This window comes from Roseivivax sp., from assembly GCF_054552075.1.
In genome coordinates this window covers 22,216-38,822 of record NZ_JBTOLZ010000007.1, presented here as the reverse complement: position 1 = coordinate 38,822, position 16,607 = coordinate 22,216, and the positions used below count along the sequence as shown (strand labels likewise).

The 16,607-nt window shown below is 69.0% G+C and carries 16 protein-coding genes; 5 read left to right on the top strand and 11 right to left on the bottom strand.

Annotated elements, in window-relative coordinates; genetic code table 11:
* Positions 1–72: 72 nt before the first annotated feature.
* The 8 genes from ACX938_RS07510 to ACX938_RS07475 form a co-directional block, all read right to left on the bottom strand.
* Positions 73–2,352, bottom strand: coding sequence for a 3-hydroxyacyl-CoA dehydrogenase/enoyl-CoA hydratase family protein (locus tag ACX938_RS07510; RefSeq protein WP_459430595.1), 2,280 nt, complete (start codon positions 2,350–2,352; stop codon positions 73–75).
* 8 nt (positions 2,353–2,360) lie between these two features.
* Positions 2,361–3,497 (bottom strand): thiolase family protein, encoded by a 1,137-nt coding sequence (locus tag ACX938_RS07505; RefSeq protein ID WP_459430594.1) that lies wholly within the window; start codon positions 3,495–3,497, stop codon positions 2,361–2,363.
* 46 nt (positions 3,498–3,543) lie between these two features.
* Complete coding sequence (locus ACX938_RS07500) at positions 3,544–4,356, bottom strand: sugar phosphate isomerase/epimerase family protein (RefSeq protein WP_459430593.1); 813 nt, start codon at positions 4,354–4,356, stop codon at positions 3,544–3,546.
* A 3-nt stretch (positions 4,357–4,359) separates the two neighbouring features.
* Positions 4,360–5,067, bottom strand: a complete 708-nt coding sequence (locus ACX938_RS07495) for an ABC transporter ATP-binding protein (RefSeq protein ID WP_459430592.1) — start codon at positions 5,065–5,067, stop codon at positions 4,360–4,362.
* A gap of 1 nt (position 5,068) precedes the next feature.
* Positions 5,069–5,833 (bottom strand): ABC transporter ATP-binding protein, encoded by a 765-nt coding sequence (locus ACX938_RS07490; RefSeq protein WP_459430591.1) that lies wholly within the window; start codon positions 5,831–5,833, stop codon positions 5,069–5,071.
* A complete protein-coding gene (locus tag ACX938_RS07485; RefSeq protein WP_232754344.1) occupies positions 5,814–6,716 on the bottom strand; it encodes a branched-chain amino acid ABC transporter permease in 903 nt (300 codons plus the stop codon). Before ACX938_RS07485 ends, ACX938_RS07490 begins: the two co-directional genes overlap by 20 nt.
* Positions 6,713–7,603 carry a branched-chain amino acid ABC transporter permease gene (locus tag ACX938_RS07480; protein WP_232754345.1) on the bottom strand — a complete coding sequence of 297 codons (891 nt, stop codon included), beginning with the start codon at positions 7,601–7,603 and terminating at the stop codon, positions 6,713–6,715. The genes ACX938_RS07485 and ACX938_RS07480 overlap by 4 nt, the downstream gene beginning before the upstream one ends.
* Before the next feature lie 81 nt (positions 7,604–7,684).
* Positions 7,685–8,827, bottom strand: coding sequence for an ABC transporter substrate-binding protein (locus ACX938_RS07475; RefSeq protein WP_459430590.1), 1,143 nt, complete (start codon positions 8,825–8,827; stop codon positions 7,685–7,687).
* 290 nt (positions 8,828–9,117) lie between these two features.
* On the opposite strand from ACX938_RS07475, the gene ACX938_RS07470 reads away from it, so the two are divergent.
* Positions 9,118–10,767 (top strand): class I adenylate-forming enzyme family protein, encoded by a 1,650-nt coding sequence (locus ACX938_RS07470; RefSeq protein ID WP_459430589.1) that lies wholly within the window; start codon positions 9,118–9,120, stop codon positions 10,765–10,767.
* A gap of 108 nt (positions 10,768–10,875) precedes the next feature.
* Here the strand turns inward: ACX938_RS07470 and ACX938_RS07465 are convergent, their stop codons facing one another.
* On the bottom strand, positions 10,876–11,193 hold the full coding sequence (locus ACX938_RS07465) for a 2Fe-2S iron-sulfur cluster-binding protein (RefSeq protein WP_232754348.1): 318 nt from the start codon (positions 11,191–11,193) through the stop codon (positions 10,876–10,878).
* A 62-nt stretch (positions 11,194–11,255) separates the two neighbouring features.
* A complete protein-coding gene (locus ACX938_RS07460) occupies positions 11,256–11,780 on the bottom strand; it encodes a VOC family protein (protein ID WP_459430588.1) in 525 nt (174 codons plus the stop codon).
* Positions 11,781–11,887: 107 nt separating this feature from the next.
* Here ACX938_RS07460 and ACX938_RS07455 point away from each other — a divergent pair, with 107 nt between their 5' ends.
* From ACX938_RS07455 to ACX938_RS07445, 3 genes are read left to right on the top strand one after another with little or no spacing between them, the layout of a single operon-like run.
* The gene (locus tag ACX938_RS07455) at positions 11,888–13,144 is read left to right on the top strand and encodes an aromatic ring-hydroxylating oxygenase subunit alpha (RefSeq protein WP_459430587.1); all 1,257 of its coding nucleotides are present in this window, start codon (positions 11,888–11,890) and stop codon (positions 13,142–13,144) included.
* A gap of 4 nt (positions 13,145–13,148) precedes the next feature.
* Positions 13,149–13,940 carry an enoyl-CoA hydratase-related protein gene (locus tag ACX938_RS07450; RefSeq protein WP_459430586.1) on the top strand — a complete coding sequence of 264 codons (792 nt, stop codon included), beginning with the start codon at positions 13,149–13,151 and terminating at the stop codon, positions 13,938–13,940.
* Positions 13,937–14,809, top strand: a complete 873-nt coding sequence (locus ACX938_RS07445) for an SDR family oxidoreductase (protein ID WP_459430585.1) — start codon at positions 13,937–13,939, stop codon at positions 14,807–14,809. Before ACX938_RS07450 ends, ACX938_RS07445 begins: the two co-directional genes overlap by 4 nt.
* Here ACX938_RS07445 and ACX938_RS07440 read toward each other — a convergent pair.
* Positions 14,806–15,534, bottom strand: coding sequence for an SDR family NAD(P)-dependent oxidoreductase (locus ACX938_RS07440; protein WP_459430584.1), 729 nt, complete (start codon positions 15,532–15,534; stop codon positions 14,806–14,808). The genes ACX938_RS07445 and ACX938_RS07440 overlap by 4 nt on opposite strands.
* A gap of 66 nt (positions 15,535–15,600) precedes the next feature.
* Here ACX938_RS07440 and ACX938_RS07435 point away from each other — a divergent pair, with 66 nt between their 5' ends.
* Positions 15,601–16,569, top strand: a complete 969-nt coding sequence (locus ACX938_RS07435) for an AMP-binding protein (RefSeq protein WP_459430583.1) — start codon at positions 15,601–15,603, stop codon at positions 16,567–16,569.
* Positions 16,570–16,607 lie beyond the last annotated feature (38 nt).

The window sequence follows — 16,607 nt, the reverse complement described above, 5'->3', positions numbered from 1 at the left end:
AGCAAGCCCCCGTCTCCGACGGTCTCCAACGCCCAGCCACCGGCCCCGCCCTCCGCGGGACCGGTGCATTTCTTAGCGCTTCAACGTGGCCTGCATCGCCGCGCGGGTCTCGGGCCGGGCGGCCATGCGCAGCACCGCCGCGCGTTCGAGCGCGTGCATCTCCGCCTCGGAGAGCGGCCGCGACGGGTCGCCTTCGGGACCGCCGGTCACCACCTCGGCCAGGTCCTCGACCACGCGCAGCGCCGCCGGCTCGATCCGGCCCGCCTGCCGCGCGGCCCGCGCGCTGGCCAGGGCCCCGGCGAGGCCCGACGGCCCGGCAAGGGTGAAAAGCTCCTCCTCCGGCGCGCTGTAGTCGCGCGCCAGAGCCCGCGCGATGGCGCAGGCGGCGGGCTCGACGTCATCGGCATGCATGACGATCTCGTCCGCCTCGCGCAGGAGCCCGAGGCCCCGCGCCTCGGCCGCCGACCGGGCGACGGGCCCGGGCAGCAGTGTCTCGACCAGCCGGGCCGCCAGCGCGCCGGGCCCCTGCAGACCACTGCCGGGCGTGGCGAAGCGCGCAAACAACCGCGTGCAGCCGCCCCAGCCCGGCAGGATGCCAAGCTGCGTCTCGGGCAGGCCGATCCGGGCCTCGGCATGGGCGACCACGCGGTCGGCGTGCAGCGTCACCTCGCAGCCGCCGCCCAGCGCCAGCCCGCGCACCGCGGCGACCACCGGGAAGGGCGCCCGGCGCAGCGCGGAAAAGACCGACTGGCCGCGCGCGAGGAAAGCCTCGAGACGCTCCGGCGTCTCGGCCAGTTCCAGGAACCGCGACAGATCCGCCCCCGCCGAGAGCGCCCGGGGCGAGCCCGGCGCGATGACCAGCGCCTTGAGGTCGCCGCGCGCCAGCACCGCCTCGAAGAGGTCGAAGACCTCGGGCGCGAAGGTGCCCATCTTGGTGGTGATGCGCAGGATCCCGAGCCCTTCGCCGCCATCCTCGAGCCGCCCGCCCGGGGTCTCGGCCAGGATGCGCGGCGCGACCTCGGCGGCAGCGCCCGGGGTGTCCTCCCCGGTCAGCGGCGCGCCCGACAGATCGATGCGCGGCGCGGCGCCGTCGTAGAAGTCGCCCGCTTGGGCCGCGCCCTCCAGAAGCTCCGGCACCGCGCGGCCTTCGGCCCGGAGCCGCGCGACCACCTCACCGGCGCCGACCCGGTCGATCTGCCGGAACGGCCCCTCGCGCCAGCCGTAGCCCAGCGCCACGGCGGTATCCACGGCGGGCAGGTCATGGGCGATCTCGCCCGCGACCGAGGCGGTGTAGAGGGCGAGGTTGCGCAGCACCGACCAGGCGTAATCGCCCAGCGGCCCGCCCGCGGCGATCAGCGCGGCGAGATCGCGGCCGCCGCCCGGAAGATCCGCCACCTCGCGGCGCGGACGATAGTCGAAGCTCGCCAAGTCCAGCGCCTCGCGGCTGCCGTCCTCGGCCTTGCGGTAGAACCCTGCGCCGGACTTGCGCCCGAAGCGCCCCGCCGCCTGCATCTTCGCCGAAAGCTCGGAGCCCGCCAGGTCATAGGCATGCGCCCCGTCGCCCGTGGGCAAGGAGCGGATCAGGCTGCCCCAGACCAGCGGGATGAGGTCGATGCCGATCAGGTCCAGAAGGCCGAAAACCCCGGTGCGCGGCACGCCGAAAGCGGCGATCACCGCATCGGCCTCTTCGACGCTCAGGCCCTGCTCCGCCGCCTCGAGCACCGCCATGGCGATCCAGTAGCAGCCGATGCGATTGGCGATGAAACCCGGCGTGTCGCGGCATTCCACCACCGTCTTGCCCAAGAGCCCGCGCCCCGCGCGCCAGGCCCGGGTCGCGCTCTCCTTGGCCGTATCCGCGCCCGCGACCACCTCGAGAAGCTGCATCTGCCGGGGCGGGTTGAAGAAATGGCTGATCACGTAGTCCCGGGCGAAGCTCTCGGGCAGACCCGCCACGAGGTCTCGACGCAGGAGCGTCGAGGTGTTGGACGAGACCGTGCTGCCCGGCTTCCGATGCGCCTCGATCTGGCGGTAGAGATCGCGCTTCAGATCGAAATCCTCGATGATCGCCTCGACAATCCAATCGGCCTCGGCGAGCCGCGGCAGGTCGTCCTCGACGTTCCCGGGGCGCACCAGCGCCGCCGCCTCGGGGGCCATGAAGCCGCCGCTCTTGAGTTGGCGCGCGATGCCGGCCTCGGCGGGGCCGTTGCGGCTGTCGGAGCCGGGAATGTCGAGAAGGTCGACCGGGATCCCGGCATTGGCGAACTGCGCCGCGATGCCGCCACCCATGGAGCCCGCGCCGATCACCGCCGCCCGCCGGACGCCGGTGTCCTGGCTGCCGAATGCCGCTTTCAAGTCCGTCCTCATGCTGCCTCCAGAACCATGGCGATGCCCATGCCGCCGCCGATGCATTGCGTGGCCAGCGCGTGCCGCCCGCCCTCGCGCTTGAGAAGCTGCGCGGCCTTGCCGACCAGCCGTCCGCCGGTGGCGCCCAGCGGGTGGCCGAGCGCAATCGCGCCGCCGTCGATGTTGAGTTTTTCCTCGGGGATCTCGAGCGCCCGGCGGCAGGCCTCGGCCTGGGCGGCGAAAGCCTCGTTCATCTCCACGATGTCGATGTCCGCGATGCCCAGCCCGGCGCGGGACAGCGCCTTCTTCGAGCTTTCCACCGGGCCCATGCCCATGATGCCCGGCGCGCAGCCCGAGACGCCGAAGCCCGCGATCCGCGCCAGGGGCGTGAGGCCGTGGCGCTCGAGGACCTCCTCGGTGCAGACGATCAGCGCCGTCGCCCCGTCGGTCATCGGCGAGGAGGAGCCCGCCGTCACGCTGCCGCCCTCGAGGAAGGCCGGCGCCAGGTCGGCCAGCTTCTCGGGCGTGGTCTGGCGCGGGCAGCCGTCCCGGTCGAGCGGCCCCGCCGCAGTCTCGACGGTGGTGATCTCGGCCGCGAGCCGGCCATCGGCCTGGGCGGCCAGCGCCTTCTGCTGCGAGGCATAGGCAAAGGCGTCCTGCGCGGCGCGGTCGACGCCATAGTCCCGCGCCACACGTTCGGCGGTCAGCCCGACATTGACGAAATCCGACACCGCCTCGGCGTCCCATTCCGGCGGCGGCAGCACGTTGAAGCCCATCATCGGCACCCGCGACATGCTTTCCGCGCCGCCGGCGATGAAACAGTCGCCGGCGTTCATCATCAGCATGCCCGCCGCCATCTGCACCGCCTGGATCGAGGAGCCGCACCAGCGGTTCACCGTGGCCCCGGCGACGGTCTCGGGCAGCCCGGCCAGAAGGCCGGTCACGCGGCCGATGTTCAGCCCCTGCTCGCCCTCGGGGAAGGCGCAGCCCCAGACCACGTCCTCGACCGCGTCGGGGGCGAGGCCGGTCTGGGCCAGCAGGCCCCGGATCGCCGCGGCGCCCAGGTGATCGGGCCGCGTGCCCGCCAGCGCGCCCTTGCGGGCAAAGGTGAAGGGCGTGCGGGTATAGCCGGCGATATAGGCTGTTCGGGTCATGGCTGGTCCATTCGGAAAGGATGTGACGGGAAAGGGGGCGCGGGGCTCAGGCCCCGGCGGGGGCGGCGGCCTCGAGCACGGCCCGGGAGGCCGCGACCAGCCGCTCGGCCCGCTCTCCGGGCGAGAGCCCGGCGCGGGCGAGCCGCTGCATCGGCACCTCGAGGTCGAGCGGCACCCCCGGCGGCAGCGCCGCAAGGAAGGCGGCGAGCGGGAAGGCCCCCTCGCCCGGCAACCCGCGGTCCTCGACCGCCTCGGCAAAGGGGCTCTCGGGCGCGGTGAGCGGCCCGTCGCAGAGCTGCGCGGCCCCGATCAACGCGGGATCGGTCGCGGCCAAGTCGGCCACCGTGCCGCCGGTGCGGAATAGATGCAGCGGGTCGACCAGCAGGCTGAGATTCCCGTGGCCGATGGCGCGCAAAAGCTCTTCTCCCGCGCTAATCGAGCGGCACTGGGAGAACTTCATGAACTCCAGGCTGACGGCCATGCCGCGCGCGACGGCGGCATCGGCCAGTTCGGCCAGCCGGGCGCCCGCGCGACCGGCCTCGGGGTCCTGCACCAGGGCCGTCAGCCGCTGCGCGCCGATCTCGGCCCCGAGGTCGAGCGCCGGGGCGAGATCCGCGACCTCGGTTTCGGGCGTGATCGAGAAGACCTCGATGTTGTGCACCGTCACCGCATGGGCGGCGCAGGTGGTGCGGAAGGCGGCCAGGTCCTGCGCGGTCAGCCGCGGGAAGATGTCCAGGTTCGGCGCCGGCGGGGTGACGAAGACCGACACCCGGTCGAGCCCCGCCCCCCGCGCGATGCCCGGCAGATCGAGCGGCCCGGTGTCGCGCAGGCAAAGCTGGTGAAGCGCAAGCGGAAACATCGCTCAGGCGCCGAGGTAGCTGTCGATCACGGCCTTGTTGCCCGCAAGCTCGGCGCTGGCCCCTTCAAAGGAGATCTGCCCCCGGTCGAGCACATAGGCCCGGCTGGTCGCCTCGAGCGCGCGGTGGGCGTTCTGCTCCACCAGCAGCACGGTGAGCCCCTCGGCGTTGAGCTGCTTGAGCGCGGCGAAGACCTGGTCGGTGATCAGGGGCGAGAGCCCGAGCGAGGGCTCGTCGAGCAGCAGCAGGTGCGGCCCGCCCATCAGCGCCCGGCCGATGGCGAGCATCTGCTGCTGCCCGCCCGACAGCGTGCCGGCGATCTGGTCACGCCGCTCCTGCAGGACCGGGAACAGCTCGTAGACATGGTCGAGCGTGTAGAGCGTCTCGCGCTTGCCGCGGGCGATGAGCCCGACCTGGAGGTTCTCGTAGACGCTCATGTCGGCCAGCACCTGCCGGCCCTCGGGCACATGCAGGAGCCCCGCCCGCGACACCGCGTAGGGCGACATGCCCCGGGTCTCGCGCCCCTCGAAGACGATCTCGCCGCTCTGGCGTTTGACGACGTTCGACAGGGCGTTCAGCAGCGTCGATTTCCCGGCCCCGTTGGAGCCGATCAGGGCCACCATCTCGCCTTCGTCGATGTGCAGCGAGACCCCGCGCAGCGCCTTCACGCCGCCGTAGGACACATGCAGGTCGTTGATCTTCAATGTGGTCATGTCAGTGCCCCGAAGTCCCGATATAGGCCGCGACCACCTCGGGATCGCGGGTCACGCTGTCCGGATCGCCCGCGGCGATCATGCGCCCGCTGTCGAGCACGTAGACCTGCCGGCAGAGCCGGGTCACGAAGCCGACGTTGTGCTCGATCAGCAGAAGCGCCATGCCGCTCTCGGCCAGTTCGCGGAAGATCGTGGCCAGCTCGTCGCTCTCCACGTCGTTCATGCCCGCGACCGGCTCGTCGAGCAGCACGATATCCGGCTCGGCGGCTATGGCGCGCATCATCTCGACCCGGCGCTGGTGGCCGTAGGCGAGGTTGCCCGCCTCGTAGTCGGCGAACTCCTCCATGCGGAAGCGACGCAGCAGGTCCCAGGCCTTGGCCTCGAAGCGCCGGGTGTCGCGCCGCGCCTGCGGCAGGCCCAGGAGCTGGCTCAGAAGCGAGGCTTCCTCGCGGCGGTGAAAGCCGATCAGCACGTTTTCCAGCACCGTCGCCTCGGGCAGGAGGCGGATGTTCTGGAAGGTCCGGGCGACACCCTTGCGGGCGACGACATCGGCGCGGTCGGTGGCCAGGCTGACCCCGTCCACGGTGATGTCGCCCTTGGTCAGCGCCAGCACCCCCGAGATCATGTTCACCACGGTCGACTTGCCGGCGCCGTTGGGGCCGATCAGCCCGGTGATCTCGCCGGGCTTGACCTCCATGGTGATCCCGTCGACGGCCTTCAGCCCGCCGAAGTGCTTGGCGACATTGTCAAGACGAAGTGACGGCATCGCGGGCCTCCCTTGCGGCTGCGGTCTTGCGCTGTAGGCGCGCCTGGCGACGGCGGCGGAACCAGAAGACGATCTCGTCGCCGACGCCGTTGGGCAGGAAGGTGATGACGAGGATCAGGATCACGCCGTTCACCGCCTGGCGGTGCTCTGCCAGCGGGCGGGCGATCTCGGGCAGAAGCGCCATGATCAGCGCGCCCATGATCGGGCCGAGCAGCGTTGTCCGGCCGCCGAGGATCACCACGGTCAGCGTGTTCACGATGAAGGCGAAGCCGTAGTTATGCGGCTCGATCTGGAAGGTATAGAGGCTCTGCAGCCCGCCGAAGAGCCCGCCGATCGCCCCCGAAAGGATAAAGGCAAGGATGTGATACTTGCCGATGTTCACCCCGAGCGAGGCGGCCACGCTTTCCTCCTGGCGGAGGGCGTTGAAGACCCGCCCCATGCCCGACCGGCCGATGTTCCAGATCACATACATGGTCGCGCCGGTGACCAGGAGCAGGATCCAGGTGTTCACCTCGCGGGGGATGTTGACGATCCCGAGCGCGCCGCCGGTGAAGCCCTCGCCATAGAGCAGGAGCGACAGGACGATCTGCACGAAGGCCAGCGTCGCGATGGCCTGGAAGGCGCCGCGCAGCCGGGCCAGCGGCAGGGCGAGAAGCCCGCCCATCACCGCGGCCAGCGCGGTCCCGAGGATCACCGTCAGGAAGATCGGCACGCCGGTGGTCGTCGCGAGGATCGCCACGCAATAGGAGCCGAGCGCCGCGAAGCCGGCCGTCGCGATCGAGAAGACCCCGGCGCGCAGCGCGATCTGCTGGCTGTAGCCGAAGCCCACCGACAGCAGGAAGAAGTCGATGATCGGCTGATAGGCGTAGTAGAGCTGGATCATTGGCGCGTCCCCCCGGCCACGGCATTGATGTCACCGAAGAGCCCGTTCGGCCGCACGAGCAGCACCAGGAACAGAAGCCCGAAGATGATCGCGTCGGTCAGGCCCGACGGCAGGTAGGCGACCGTCAGCGACTGCGCGACGCCCAGCATCAGCGAGGCGACGATGGCGCCCTGCACGCTGCCGAGCCCGCCGATCACCACGACCACGAAGGCGCGCAGCATGTAGGGCTCGCCCATCAGGAACTGGATGGAGTTGAACAGCAGCCCGATCAGCACCCCCGCAAGCCCCGCCAGGGCCCCGGCGATGAAGAAGGTCTGGATGTAGACGCTTTGCGCATTGACCCCGAGCAGCGCCGCGGCACGCTCGTTGGTGGCCACCGCCCGGACCTGGCGGCCGAAGGTGGTCTTCTTGAGGTAGAAGATCAGCGCCGTGACCAGCACCGCGACGACGCCCAGGATGACGATCTGCAGAAGCGAGATGCGCAGCCCGAAGAGGTCGTAGAACTGGATCGGGAAGGTGCCGAAGGGAAAGTTCAGCACCTGCGTGTTCGACACCTGCTGCGCGATCGAGACCAGGATCAAGTCGACCCCGATCGAGGAGACCAGCGCCGGGAACTCGGCGTTGCCGCGCTTGCGCAGCGTGCGGAAGGCGATGAGGTCGACCAGGATCGAGATGATCCCCGTCGCCAGCATCGAGAAACCGATCGCCATGACGAAAGGCAGCCCACTGATCGTGCAGTAGTAGGCGATGAAGGCGCCCGCCATGAAGGTCGCGCCATGGGCGAAGTTGAGAAGCTTCTGGACTCCGAAGATCAGCGTGAAGCCCAGCGAGAAGAGCGCGTAGACCGACCCCGAGACCAGACCGTTCAGGATTTGCTGTGCAAGCATGTCATCCACCAATTGAGCAGGGTTCTACCCTGTCTTTCCGGTGAGGCGCGGCACCGGGGCGCCGCGCCGTCCTTTCAAGGATTACTGCGGCGCGACGGTGAACTCACCGTCTTTCACCTGCAGAACCTTCATCCCGAAGTAGGGGACGCGCTCTTCATTGAGGCTGTAGGTGTGCGTGCCGACCACGACGGGGACGTCCTTCTGCTCGCCCAGCGCGTCGCGCACGCCCTCGCGGGTGGCATTGCCGGCCTCGGCGGCGTCGCGGATCGCATGGGCGACCACCTGCATGCCGGAGTAGCCCATGGCGTTCCATTCGTCGGCAGGGAAGCCCATCTTCTCCTCGAAGTTCTCGGCGAAGGCGCTGGCGAACTCGGTGTCGCCGCCCGGCACCCAGGCGCCGATCAGGTAGACGCCCTCGACCGCGGCGCCGCCCTTTTCGATGAAGGTCGGCGAGGCGAAGGCGTTGTGCCCGAGGATCGCGGTGTCGGGGTCGAGGCCCGCCTGCTTGAGCTGCAGGATGATGTTCGCTCCCTGCGCCGCCGGGGTGCCGACGAAGACGCAGTCCTGGTCGGAGGTGGCGATCTTGGTGGCGAGCGCGGAGAAGTCGCTGTCGGTCGCCGCAACACCGTCGCTCGAGACGATCTCGACGCCGGCCTCGGTGATCAGCTCCTCGTATTTGCGCTGCAGCGCCACGTAGGATTCGACGTCTTTCACACCGATGATCGCGCAGGTCTCAACGCCCAGCGTCTCGGCGGTGTAATCGGCGATGAAGGGCATGGTGATGCTGCCCGGCTGGGTCATGATGAAGGACCAGGGGCCGTTCTCGAGCACCTCCATGGTGTTGGTGGTCGTCATGATCGGGAACTCGCGCTCGTTGGCCACGTTGGCGCCGGCCATGGCCACGGCGCCGGAGGTCGGGCCGACCACCATGAGCACCTCGGGATCGGCCGCGAGCCGGGTGATCAGCGACAGCGTCTGCGTGCGGTCGGTGGCGTCGTCCTCGACCTCGAAGGCCAGCGAGTTGCCCTCGCCGAAGAAGCCCTGTTCGTTCAGCTCTTCCGCGGCCAGCACCGCGCCGTCGGCGATGTTCTTGCCGATGAAGGCCGCGCCGCCCGTCAGGGACTGCAGAATCACGGCCTTGTACTCTTCCGCATGCGCAGAGGCCCCTGCGAGCGTCATTGCCAATGTACTGGCGGCTGTCAGCGTAAGTGTCCGGATTTTCATGTCTTCCTCCCTATAAACAGCCGTGCACTCTGTCCGCTTTTCGCTAGGATCGGGCTGACGGCCATGCCATTCCCACATCTTTGTATTAGCGAGTTGGTCATAAATATACACACTGATCAATGAATTTCTGTCGCGCCGCGGCGCAGCAATGTGGCGTTCACGGCACGCCGGACCCCCTCCGACCCCCTATAAACACGCGCCAAACCCAAGCCAGGCTGAGGCTTTTGGAGAATTGCTCTTGTATACGGAGCGAGTGTTTTTCATACTCAAAAAGCCAGGGAGGGCTGATCATGGCGACCACGGGAGGAACAACCATGCTGGATTTCAAGGCGTATACGGCCATCACCACGGTCGGTGACCTGCTGCTCAGGGTGGCCTCGGTCTTCCCCGAGAAAGACGCCATCGTCTTCCCCGACCGACGCCTGAGCTTCCGCGAGCTCGAGGCCCGGGCGATCCAGCGCGCGCGCGGCCTGCGGGCCCTGGGCGTGGGGCCCGGCGATCACGTCGGCATGCTGCTGCCCTCCTGCATCGAGGCGGTCGAGAGCTTTTTCGCCATCGCGCTCCTTGGCGCCGTCTCGGTGCCGATCAACGCGCGCTACCGCAGCTCGGAGCTGTCCTTCGTGGTCGAGAACGCCGATCTCACCGCGCTGATCACCCAGGGCAAGGTCGCCGAGACGGTGGATTTCGTCGCGCGGCTGACCGAAGCCTTCCCGGCGCTCGCCGAGGCGCCCGCCGATCAGCCCCTGGAACTGGCCGAGGCCCCGCGCCTGAAGCGCATCCTCCTGACCGGCGAAGACAGCGCGCGCGGCTTCACCTCCGAGGCCGCGCTGCGCCGCGCCGCGACCGAGGTGCCGCAGGAAGAGATCCACGCCATCCGCAACCGCGTGCGCGTGCGCGACACGGCGCTGATGCTCTATACTTCGGGCACGACCTCCCAGCCCAAGGGCTGCATGATCGCCCATGAAAGCCTGATCCGCACCGGGCAGGCCATGGCCAAACGCTACGACATGACCGACGAGGACGTCTTCTGGTCGCCGCTGCCGATGTATCACATCGGGGCGATGTTCCCGCTCTGCGCCGCCTATTCGGTCGGCGCCACCTATCTCTCGATGCAGTATTTCGACGCCGGCGTGGCGCTCGAGATGATCGAGGCCGAACGCGCCACGGTGACCTATCCGAGCTTCGGCACCTTCATCGGTGACATGATCTACCATGCGGATTTCGACGACCGCGACCTGTCCTCGATCCGCATCATGAACTCCAACATGGCGATGCAGCCGCCGAGCTTCGCCAAGGCGCTGCAGGAGAAGATCCCCAATGCCATCCAGGTCGGCACATTCGGGATGACCGAGACCTCGGGCACGGTGACCACCAGCTTCCCGACCGACAGCTACGAGGAACGCACCCGCCGCCTCGGCAAGCCCTTCGACGGGCTCGAGGTGAAGATTCTGCACCCCGAGACCGGCCCCTGCGGCCCCGACGAGATCGGCGAGATCTGCGTGCGCGGCTTCTCGGTCTTCACCGAATACTACAAGGACCCCGAAAAGACCGCCGAGGCCAAGCGCGACGGCTGGTTCCACACCGGCGACCTGGGCGCCTTCGACGCCAATGGCTCGCTGATGTTCCACGGGCGGCTGAAGGACATGCTGAAGGTCGGCGGCGAGAACGTCGCCGCGCAGGAGATCGAGGCCATGGTCGCGGGCCATGCGGCGGTGAAGCTCTGCCAGGTGGTCGGCAAGCCCGATCCGCGCCTGCAGGAGGTGCCGGTGGCCTTTGTGGAACTGGTCCCGGGCAACGAGATCGCGCCCGAGGAGATCATCGCCTACTGCAAGGGCAAGATCTCGAGCTTCAAGGTCCCGCGCGAGGTGCATTTCGTGACCGAATGGCCGATGTCCTCCTCGAAGATCCAGAAGTTCAAGCTGAAGGACATGCTGGCCTGAGGCGGCGCGCGGCCTCGGGGCCGCGCCGGCACTGGCCTTGAGACGAAAAAGCCCCCGACCGGGGGCTTTTTTGCGTCCAGGGTGGGCGGGCCTGAGGGCCGCGCCGGGTCACTCCTCGGGGGCGAGGGTGACCTTGATGCCGTCCAGCTCGCCGGACATCTCGATCTGGCAGGAGAGGCGCGAGTTTTCCTGGTAGTGGTCGGAGAACTCGACCAGTTCGAACTCGTCGGGCGACTGCTCGCCGGTCTTGGGCAGCCAGTCGGGATCGACATAGACGTGGCAGGTCGCGCAGGAGCACATGCCGCCGCAGATCGACGCGATGTCGAGCCCGCCCTTGTCGCGCAGGTTCAGCATCAGCGAGAGCCCGTTTTCGGCCTCGATGACCTTTTGTGTTCCGTCGCGGTCGGTGGCGTGAATCGTCGGCATTGCGTCCTCCTCTGCTGGCTTTCAGGATTAATGTATCCAGAAAAAACCGTCAACGCATACAATCACAACTCGATGCGAGCGGTCGTGCCGTCCCAGGCTGCCGCGGTCTCCTCGATCTTGTCGAAAAACCGCAGAAGCCCCTGGCTGGGCTGCACCAGCTCCAGGATCCGGCCCTGGTGCTGGTCGTCGGTCTCCAGGTAGGCAAAGGGGATTTTTGCCTTGGTGACACCATGTTGCACCGGCTCCACCCCCTTGGCGCGCCAGTCGGAGAGCGCGGCGTCGAGGTCCTCGGTCAGCGCGCAGACATGATGCAGCCCGCCGCCGGTGGCCGCAAGGAACTCGGTGAAGGTCGAAGCCCCGCCCCCGGTCTGCTCGATGATCTCGATCTGCAGGCCCTCGTGGCTGGAAATCGCCACGCGGGTCTCGGCGTCGCAGGGCGCCCCGCGAAAGGTGACCTCGGCGTAGGGCACTGTTCCCGTGACGAAAAACGGCCCCACGCCCAGCACGTTGACCCAGTGGTCCACCGCCGCGTCGAGGTCGGGCACGACATAGCCCATCTGCATGATCCTGCCGAAACGCTGCCCCATCTGACCTGCCCTCAAAAATACGGTAATTGAGGTTTGCATATACGAGAGGCATGAGTAAAATACAAGAAATCCGGCCGGGTGCGCCCGCAAGGCAGGGAGGAGAGCCTATGGATCCCCGTGAAGTCCAGTCCATCAAGGACCAGCAAGCCTACGAATCCAAGCGCGGCGGACCGCCAGAGGGCTTCCCGAAGCTGCCCGACATCCCCGGCGGCCGCTACGTCGACCCCGAGTTCAACCGCCTCGAGATCGAGCGCATGTGGCACAAGACCTGGGTCTACGCGATCCATGCCGACGAGGTGCCCGAGGTCGGCTCCTACGTGCAGTGGACGCGCCTCGGCGAGCCGCTCTTCTTCATTCGCGGCGAGGACCAGGAAGTCCGCTGCTTCTACAACACCTGCCGCCATCGCGGCGCGCCGGTGGTCACCGAGGAAAACGGCAAGTCGCGCGGCGTCACCTGCAAGTACCACGGCTGGACCTACAACACGCGCGGCGAGCTCATCAATCTGCGCGACCGGCGCGATTTCGTCGACCTCGACATGTCCTGCCGCGGCCTGATCCAGGTGCGCTGCGAGAACATCGGCAACCTCTATTTCGTCAACCTCGACCCCGAGGCCGAGCCGCTGCGCGACTACCTTGGCCCCGCGGCGCGCGACCTCGACGAGGTGAAGCCCGAGACGCTGATCCTGGTCGACAAGCAGGCGATCCAGGTGAACTGCAACGTGAAGATCCTTCTGGATGCCTTCATGGAGACCTATCACCTGAAGTCGATCCACCAGAACACGGTGGACCGCTTCCTCGACCATCGCGGCACGGCGATCACGCTCTGGGACAAGGGCCACAGCCGCATGGTCACCCCCTACAAGCGCGAAGGCTGGAAAGATCCCGGCGTGAAGGGCCTGCCCGAGGTCGAGGACGCCGATCCCTTCTTCGAAAGCACCAACTACTCGATGTTCGCCTTCCCGAACTTCGTCTCGCCGATCGCGCCCGCCGGCATCCCGGTGCTGTGCTTCTGGCCCGATTCGATCGACACGATGACCATCGAGGTGCATTGGTTCGCCCCCTCCTGGGGCGAGGGCCCGCGCCCCGAGGTCTGGGACATGCGGCTGAAGAACTTCCTGCACATCCTCGACGAGGACCTGCAGTTCGCCGACAAGATCCAGAAGTCGGTGGAAAGCGCCGGTCTACGGGGCTTCCCGCTGAACTACCAGGAGCGCCGGATCTACCACTGGCACGCCGAGCTCGACAAATGCATCGGCGCCGCGGATGTGCCCGAGGCGCTGCGGGTGCCGGACAGGCTGGGCGACTGGGTGAGCCCCTTCACCCCTGCCGAGGCCGCCAAGACCACCGAGCCGGCCGAGGGCTGACCCCATGGCCGCGCCCGGCGCAGAGCCCCCGGTCCGCGTCGAGCGGCGGGGGGCCATCTGCCTCATCACGCTCAACCGGCCGCGGGCCTCGAACGCGATGGACGCCGAGGGCTCCTATCTCGTCGACCGCCACCTGCGCGCCGCCGAGGCCGACCCCGAGGTCGGCGCCATCGTCCTGACCGGCGCCGGCGACAAGGCGTTCTGCGCCGGCATGGACCTGAAGGAAGCCGCGGCCCGGGGGGCCGGGCACGGGCTGGTGCCGGGCGCGGGCTTCTGCGGGGTGACCGAACGGGTGATCGCCAAGCCGGTGATCGGCGCCATCAACGGCGCGGCGGTGGCCGGCGGCTTCGAGATCGCCCTGGCCTGCGACTGCCTGATCGCCCGCGAGGGCGCGCTTTTCGGCCTGCCCGAGGTCGCCCGCGGCATGGTCGCCTTCACCGGCGGCGTGCAGCGGTTGGCGCAACAGCTTCCCCGGCAGATCGCCATGGAGCTGGTGACCTGCGGCACGCTCCTGCCCTCCGAACGGCTGGCACAGCTGGGCGTGGTGAACCGCGTGGTGCCCGCCGACCGGGTTCTCGACGAGGCGTTCGCCTTCGCCGAGGCCATGCTGGGCAATTCCTGGCATGCCATCCAATTCGCCAAGGCGCTTTTCAACGAGGCGCAGAACGAACCGCTTCCCGCGGCGATCAACCGCGGACATGCCAATGCAGACCGGCTCATGCGCTCGGAGGACAGCCGCGAGGGAATCGCCGCCTACGCCGAAAAGCGCGCCGCCGACTTCGGGAGGACCCCATGACCGACCCCACCCCGCAGAAGCCCGATTGGGGGCTTTCGCCGCAGGAGCTTGCCACCCAGAAAACGATCTTCGCCCCCGATCTTCTGGAAGGGCAGCGCTTCCTGATCACCGGCGGCTCCATGGGCATGGGCAAGGCCATGGCCTTTCTCTGCGCGCGTCTCGGCGCGAAGGTGATGATCTGCGGCCGCCGCGAGGAGCTTCTGCGGGAGACCCGCGACCAGGCAAAGGAGCTGATCGGCGCGGAGATCCACTACCGCCCCATGTCGATCCGCGACGAGGACCAGGTGGACGCCCTGCTCGACGAGACCTTCGAGGAGTTCGGCGGGCTCGACACGCTGGTGAACAACGCCGGCGGGCAGTATCCGCAGGGCGCCATCGACTTCACCCGCAAGGGCTGGAAATCGGTGATCGACCTGAACCTCAACGGCACGTGGTGGATGATGCAGGGCGCGGCCCAGCGCTGGCGCGACCGCGGCGAGCCGGGGCATGTGGTCTCCAACGTCGCGCATGTGGAACGCGGCATGCCGCAGGCGGCGCATACCTGCGCGGCGCGCGCCGGGGTAATCTACCTCAGCCGCACCGTGGCGACCGAATGGGGCCCGCTGGGCATCCGGGTGAACTGCGTGGCCCCTGGCGCCATCGCCACCGAGGGGCTCTCGGCCTATCCGCCAGAGGCCACGCAGCGCTTCAACAACGTGAACCCGATGTTCCGCATGGGCGACAGCTGGGACGTGGCCGAGGGCGTGGTCTACCTTTCCGCGCCGAGCGGCGATTTCATCACCGGCGAGGTGCTGACCATCGATGGCGGCATGCGGATGTGGGGCACGGTCTGGCCCGCGGGCGTGCCCGAGGCCTTCCAGAAGTTCTAGTCGCGCGGGATCATCGACATGGTGGCCTTGGTCAGCCCGCCGTCGACGACCAGTTCATGGCCGTTGACGTAGCTGGCCTCGGCGCTGTCGAGCCACATCACCGCGTGGGCGACATCCTCTTCGCGCCCCAGCCGGCGCGTGGGCACGGCACCGGCGCGGCGGGCGCGGGCCTCTTCGTTCATGTAGATCCCCGAGGACATGCCGCCGTCGATCATCCCCGGCGCGACCGCGTTGATCCGCAGGCCCATGGGCCCCCATTCCTGCGCCATGAGCTCGGTCATGGCCGCCAGCCCGCGCTTGGCCCCGGCATAGGCATTGGTGCCCGGCGAGGTGGCGATGCCGCCGGTCGAGGTGATGTTGACGATATGGCCCGAGCCGCGTTCGAGCATCCCCGGCGCGGCCAGGCGGGCGACCGTGTAGGCGCCGCTGAGATTGATCGCGATGGTCCGGGCGAAGTCCTCGGGCGAGGTCTCCAGGAGCGTGGCGAAGCGCACGATGCCGGCGTTGTTCACCACGAGGTCCGGCGCCGCGCCCAGCGCCTCGAGCGCGCGGGCGACGCTCTCGGGATCGGTCACATCGCCGGTCAGGCAGCGCCAGGAGGCATCGACCGGCGCCTCGGGCGCGGCCATGTCGAAGATCGCGACCTCGTAGCCGCGCGCCGCGGCCTCCTGCGCGATGCGAAGGCCCAGCCCCCGCGCGCCGCCCGTGATGAAAGCCAATGGCATGGACCGAAACTCCTGTATACGCTAATAGGTAATTAGAAACACAATTCATCAGGTGAGGGAAGCGCCATGGCGGCGGATGCGCAGGACAGGCCCAGGGTATCGGAACGGCAGGGCCTCGCGGGTCTGCTGGCCTCGGTTGCGGGAGACCACCCCGATCGCCCGGGGCTGACCGACGGCGAGACCAGCCTCACCTGGGGCGCGGTCGCGGAAGCCGTGCGCGACGGCGGCGGGCCCGCCACGGGGGCTCTAGGCCGGGTGCTTGAGGTGCTCGGCGAGCTCGGTTCGGGCGGGGTCGTCCGCTTTGGCGGAACCGCCGATGTGCTGTCCGGCCGCAGCGACATGGGCTTCGCGATCGAGCGCGACGGCGCGCGCGCGGTGCTCTGCCATGTCTCCGCTGACGCCGCGCACCTTGGTGCTGCGCTGGCCCGGCGCGAGGCGCTCACGGCGGACGACCGCGTCGCGCTGGCCGCCCGGCCCGAGGATCCGGGGTTCTGGCCGGTGCTCGCCGCCTGCCTGGCTTCGGGCGCGCAGCTTGACCTGTCGGCTGACCTTGAGGCGGCCACGACCGGCTGGCTGCTCGAGCCCGGGGCCGTGGCGGACTACCGCCCCACCCCCGGGCTTGCGCGGCTGCACCTGCGCGCCGGGCGCGCGCAGCTGGCCGAGGTCGCGGAGGCCCTGCCCGGCACGCGGCTCGTCAACGGGCTGACCCTGCCCGAGACCTTCGGCCTGGCGCTGACCAGCGATCCACGCGACCCCGCCGCAACGGTCGTGGCCACCTGCGGACGCCCGCTCGGCGGGATCGAGGTCATGGTGGTCGATCCCCGCACCGGCATGGACGTGCTGCTGTATGAGACCGGCGAGGTCTGGCTGCGCGGCACAGGCGTCTTCCAGGGATACGCCGGGCGCCCCGGCGCGGGCTTCACCGACCGGTTCTTCCGCACCGGCGTCCTGGGCCATCTCGACAGCGAGGGCCGGCTGGTGCTGCCCGAGGTGGAGAAAGTGGCGCTGGCCCGCGGCTGGTCGCTGCCGGACTGAGGCCGGAACCCGCGAGGACCCCACGCCCGGACCCCGAG

Excerpts from the sequence above, each read along its gene's own strand:
- ACX938_RS07505 (WP_459430594.1), bottom strand. The coding sequence starts at position 3,497 with ATGACCCGAACAGCCTATATCGCCGGCTATACCCGCACGCCCTTCACC.
- ACX938_RS07500 (WP_459430593.1), bottom strand. The coding sequence starts at position 4,356 with ATGTTTCCGCTTGCGCTTCACCAGCTTTGCCTGCGCGACACCGGGCCG.
- ACX938_RS07495 (WP_459430592.1), bottom strand. The coding sequence starts at position 5,067 with ATGACCACATTGAAGATCAACGACCTGCATGTGTCCTACGGCGGCGTG.
- ACX938_RS07490 (WP_459430591.1), bottom strand. The coding sequence starts at position 5,833 with ATGCCGTCACTTCGTCTTGACAATGTCGCCAAGCACTTCGGCGGGCTG.
- ACX938_RS07485 (WP_232754344.1), bottom strand. The coding sequence starts at position 6,716 with ATGATCCAGCTCTACTACGCCTATCAGCCGATCATCGACTTCTTCCTG.
- ACX938_RS07480 (WP_232754345.1), bottom strand. The coding sequence starts at position 7,603 with ATGCTTGCACAGCAAATCCTGAACGGTCTGGTCTCGGGGTCGGTCTAC.
- ACX938_RS07475 (WP_459430590.1), bottom strand. The coding sequence starts at position 8,827 with ATGAAAATCCGGACACTTACGCTGACAGCCGCCAGTACATTGGCAATG.
- ACX938_RS07470 (WP_459430589.1), top strand. The coding sequence starts at position 9,118 with ATGGCGACCACGGGAGGAACAACCATGCTGGATTTCAAGGCGTATACG.
- ACX938_RS07465 (WP_232754348.1), bottom strand. The coding sequence starts at position 11,193 with ATGCCGACGATTCACGCCACCGACCGCGACGGAACACAAAAGGTCATC.
- ACX938_RS07460 (WP_459430588.1), bottom strand. The coding sequence starts at position 11,780 with ATGGGGCAGCGTTTCGGCAGGATCATGCAGATGGGCTATGTCGTGCCC.
- ACX938_RS07455 (WP_459430587.1), top strand. The coding sequence starts at position 11,888 with ATGGATCCCCGTGAAGTCCAGTCCATCAAGGACCAGCAAGCCTACGAA.
- ACX938_RS07450 (WP_459430586.1), top strand. The coding sequence starts at position 13,149 with ATGGCCGCGCCCGGCGCAGAGCCCCCGGTCCGCGTCGAGCGGCGGGGG.
- ACX938_RS07445 (WP_459430585.1), top strand. The coding sequence starts at position 13,937 with ATGACCGACCCCACCCCGCAGAAGCCCGATTGGGGGCTTTCGCCGCAG.
- ACX938_RS07440 (WP_459430584.1), bottom strand. The coding sequence starts at position 15,534 with ATGCCATTGGCTTTCATCACGGGCGGCGCGCGGGGGCTGGGCCTTCGC.
- ACX938_RS07435 (WP_459430583.1), top strand. The coding sequence starts at position 15,601 with ATGGCGGCGGATGCGCAGGACAGGCCCAGGGTATCGGAACGGCAGGGC.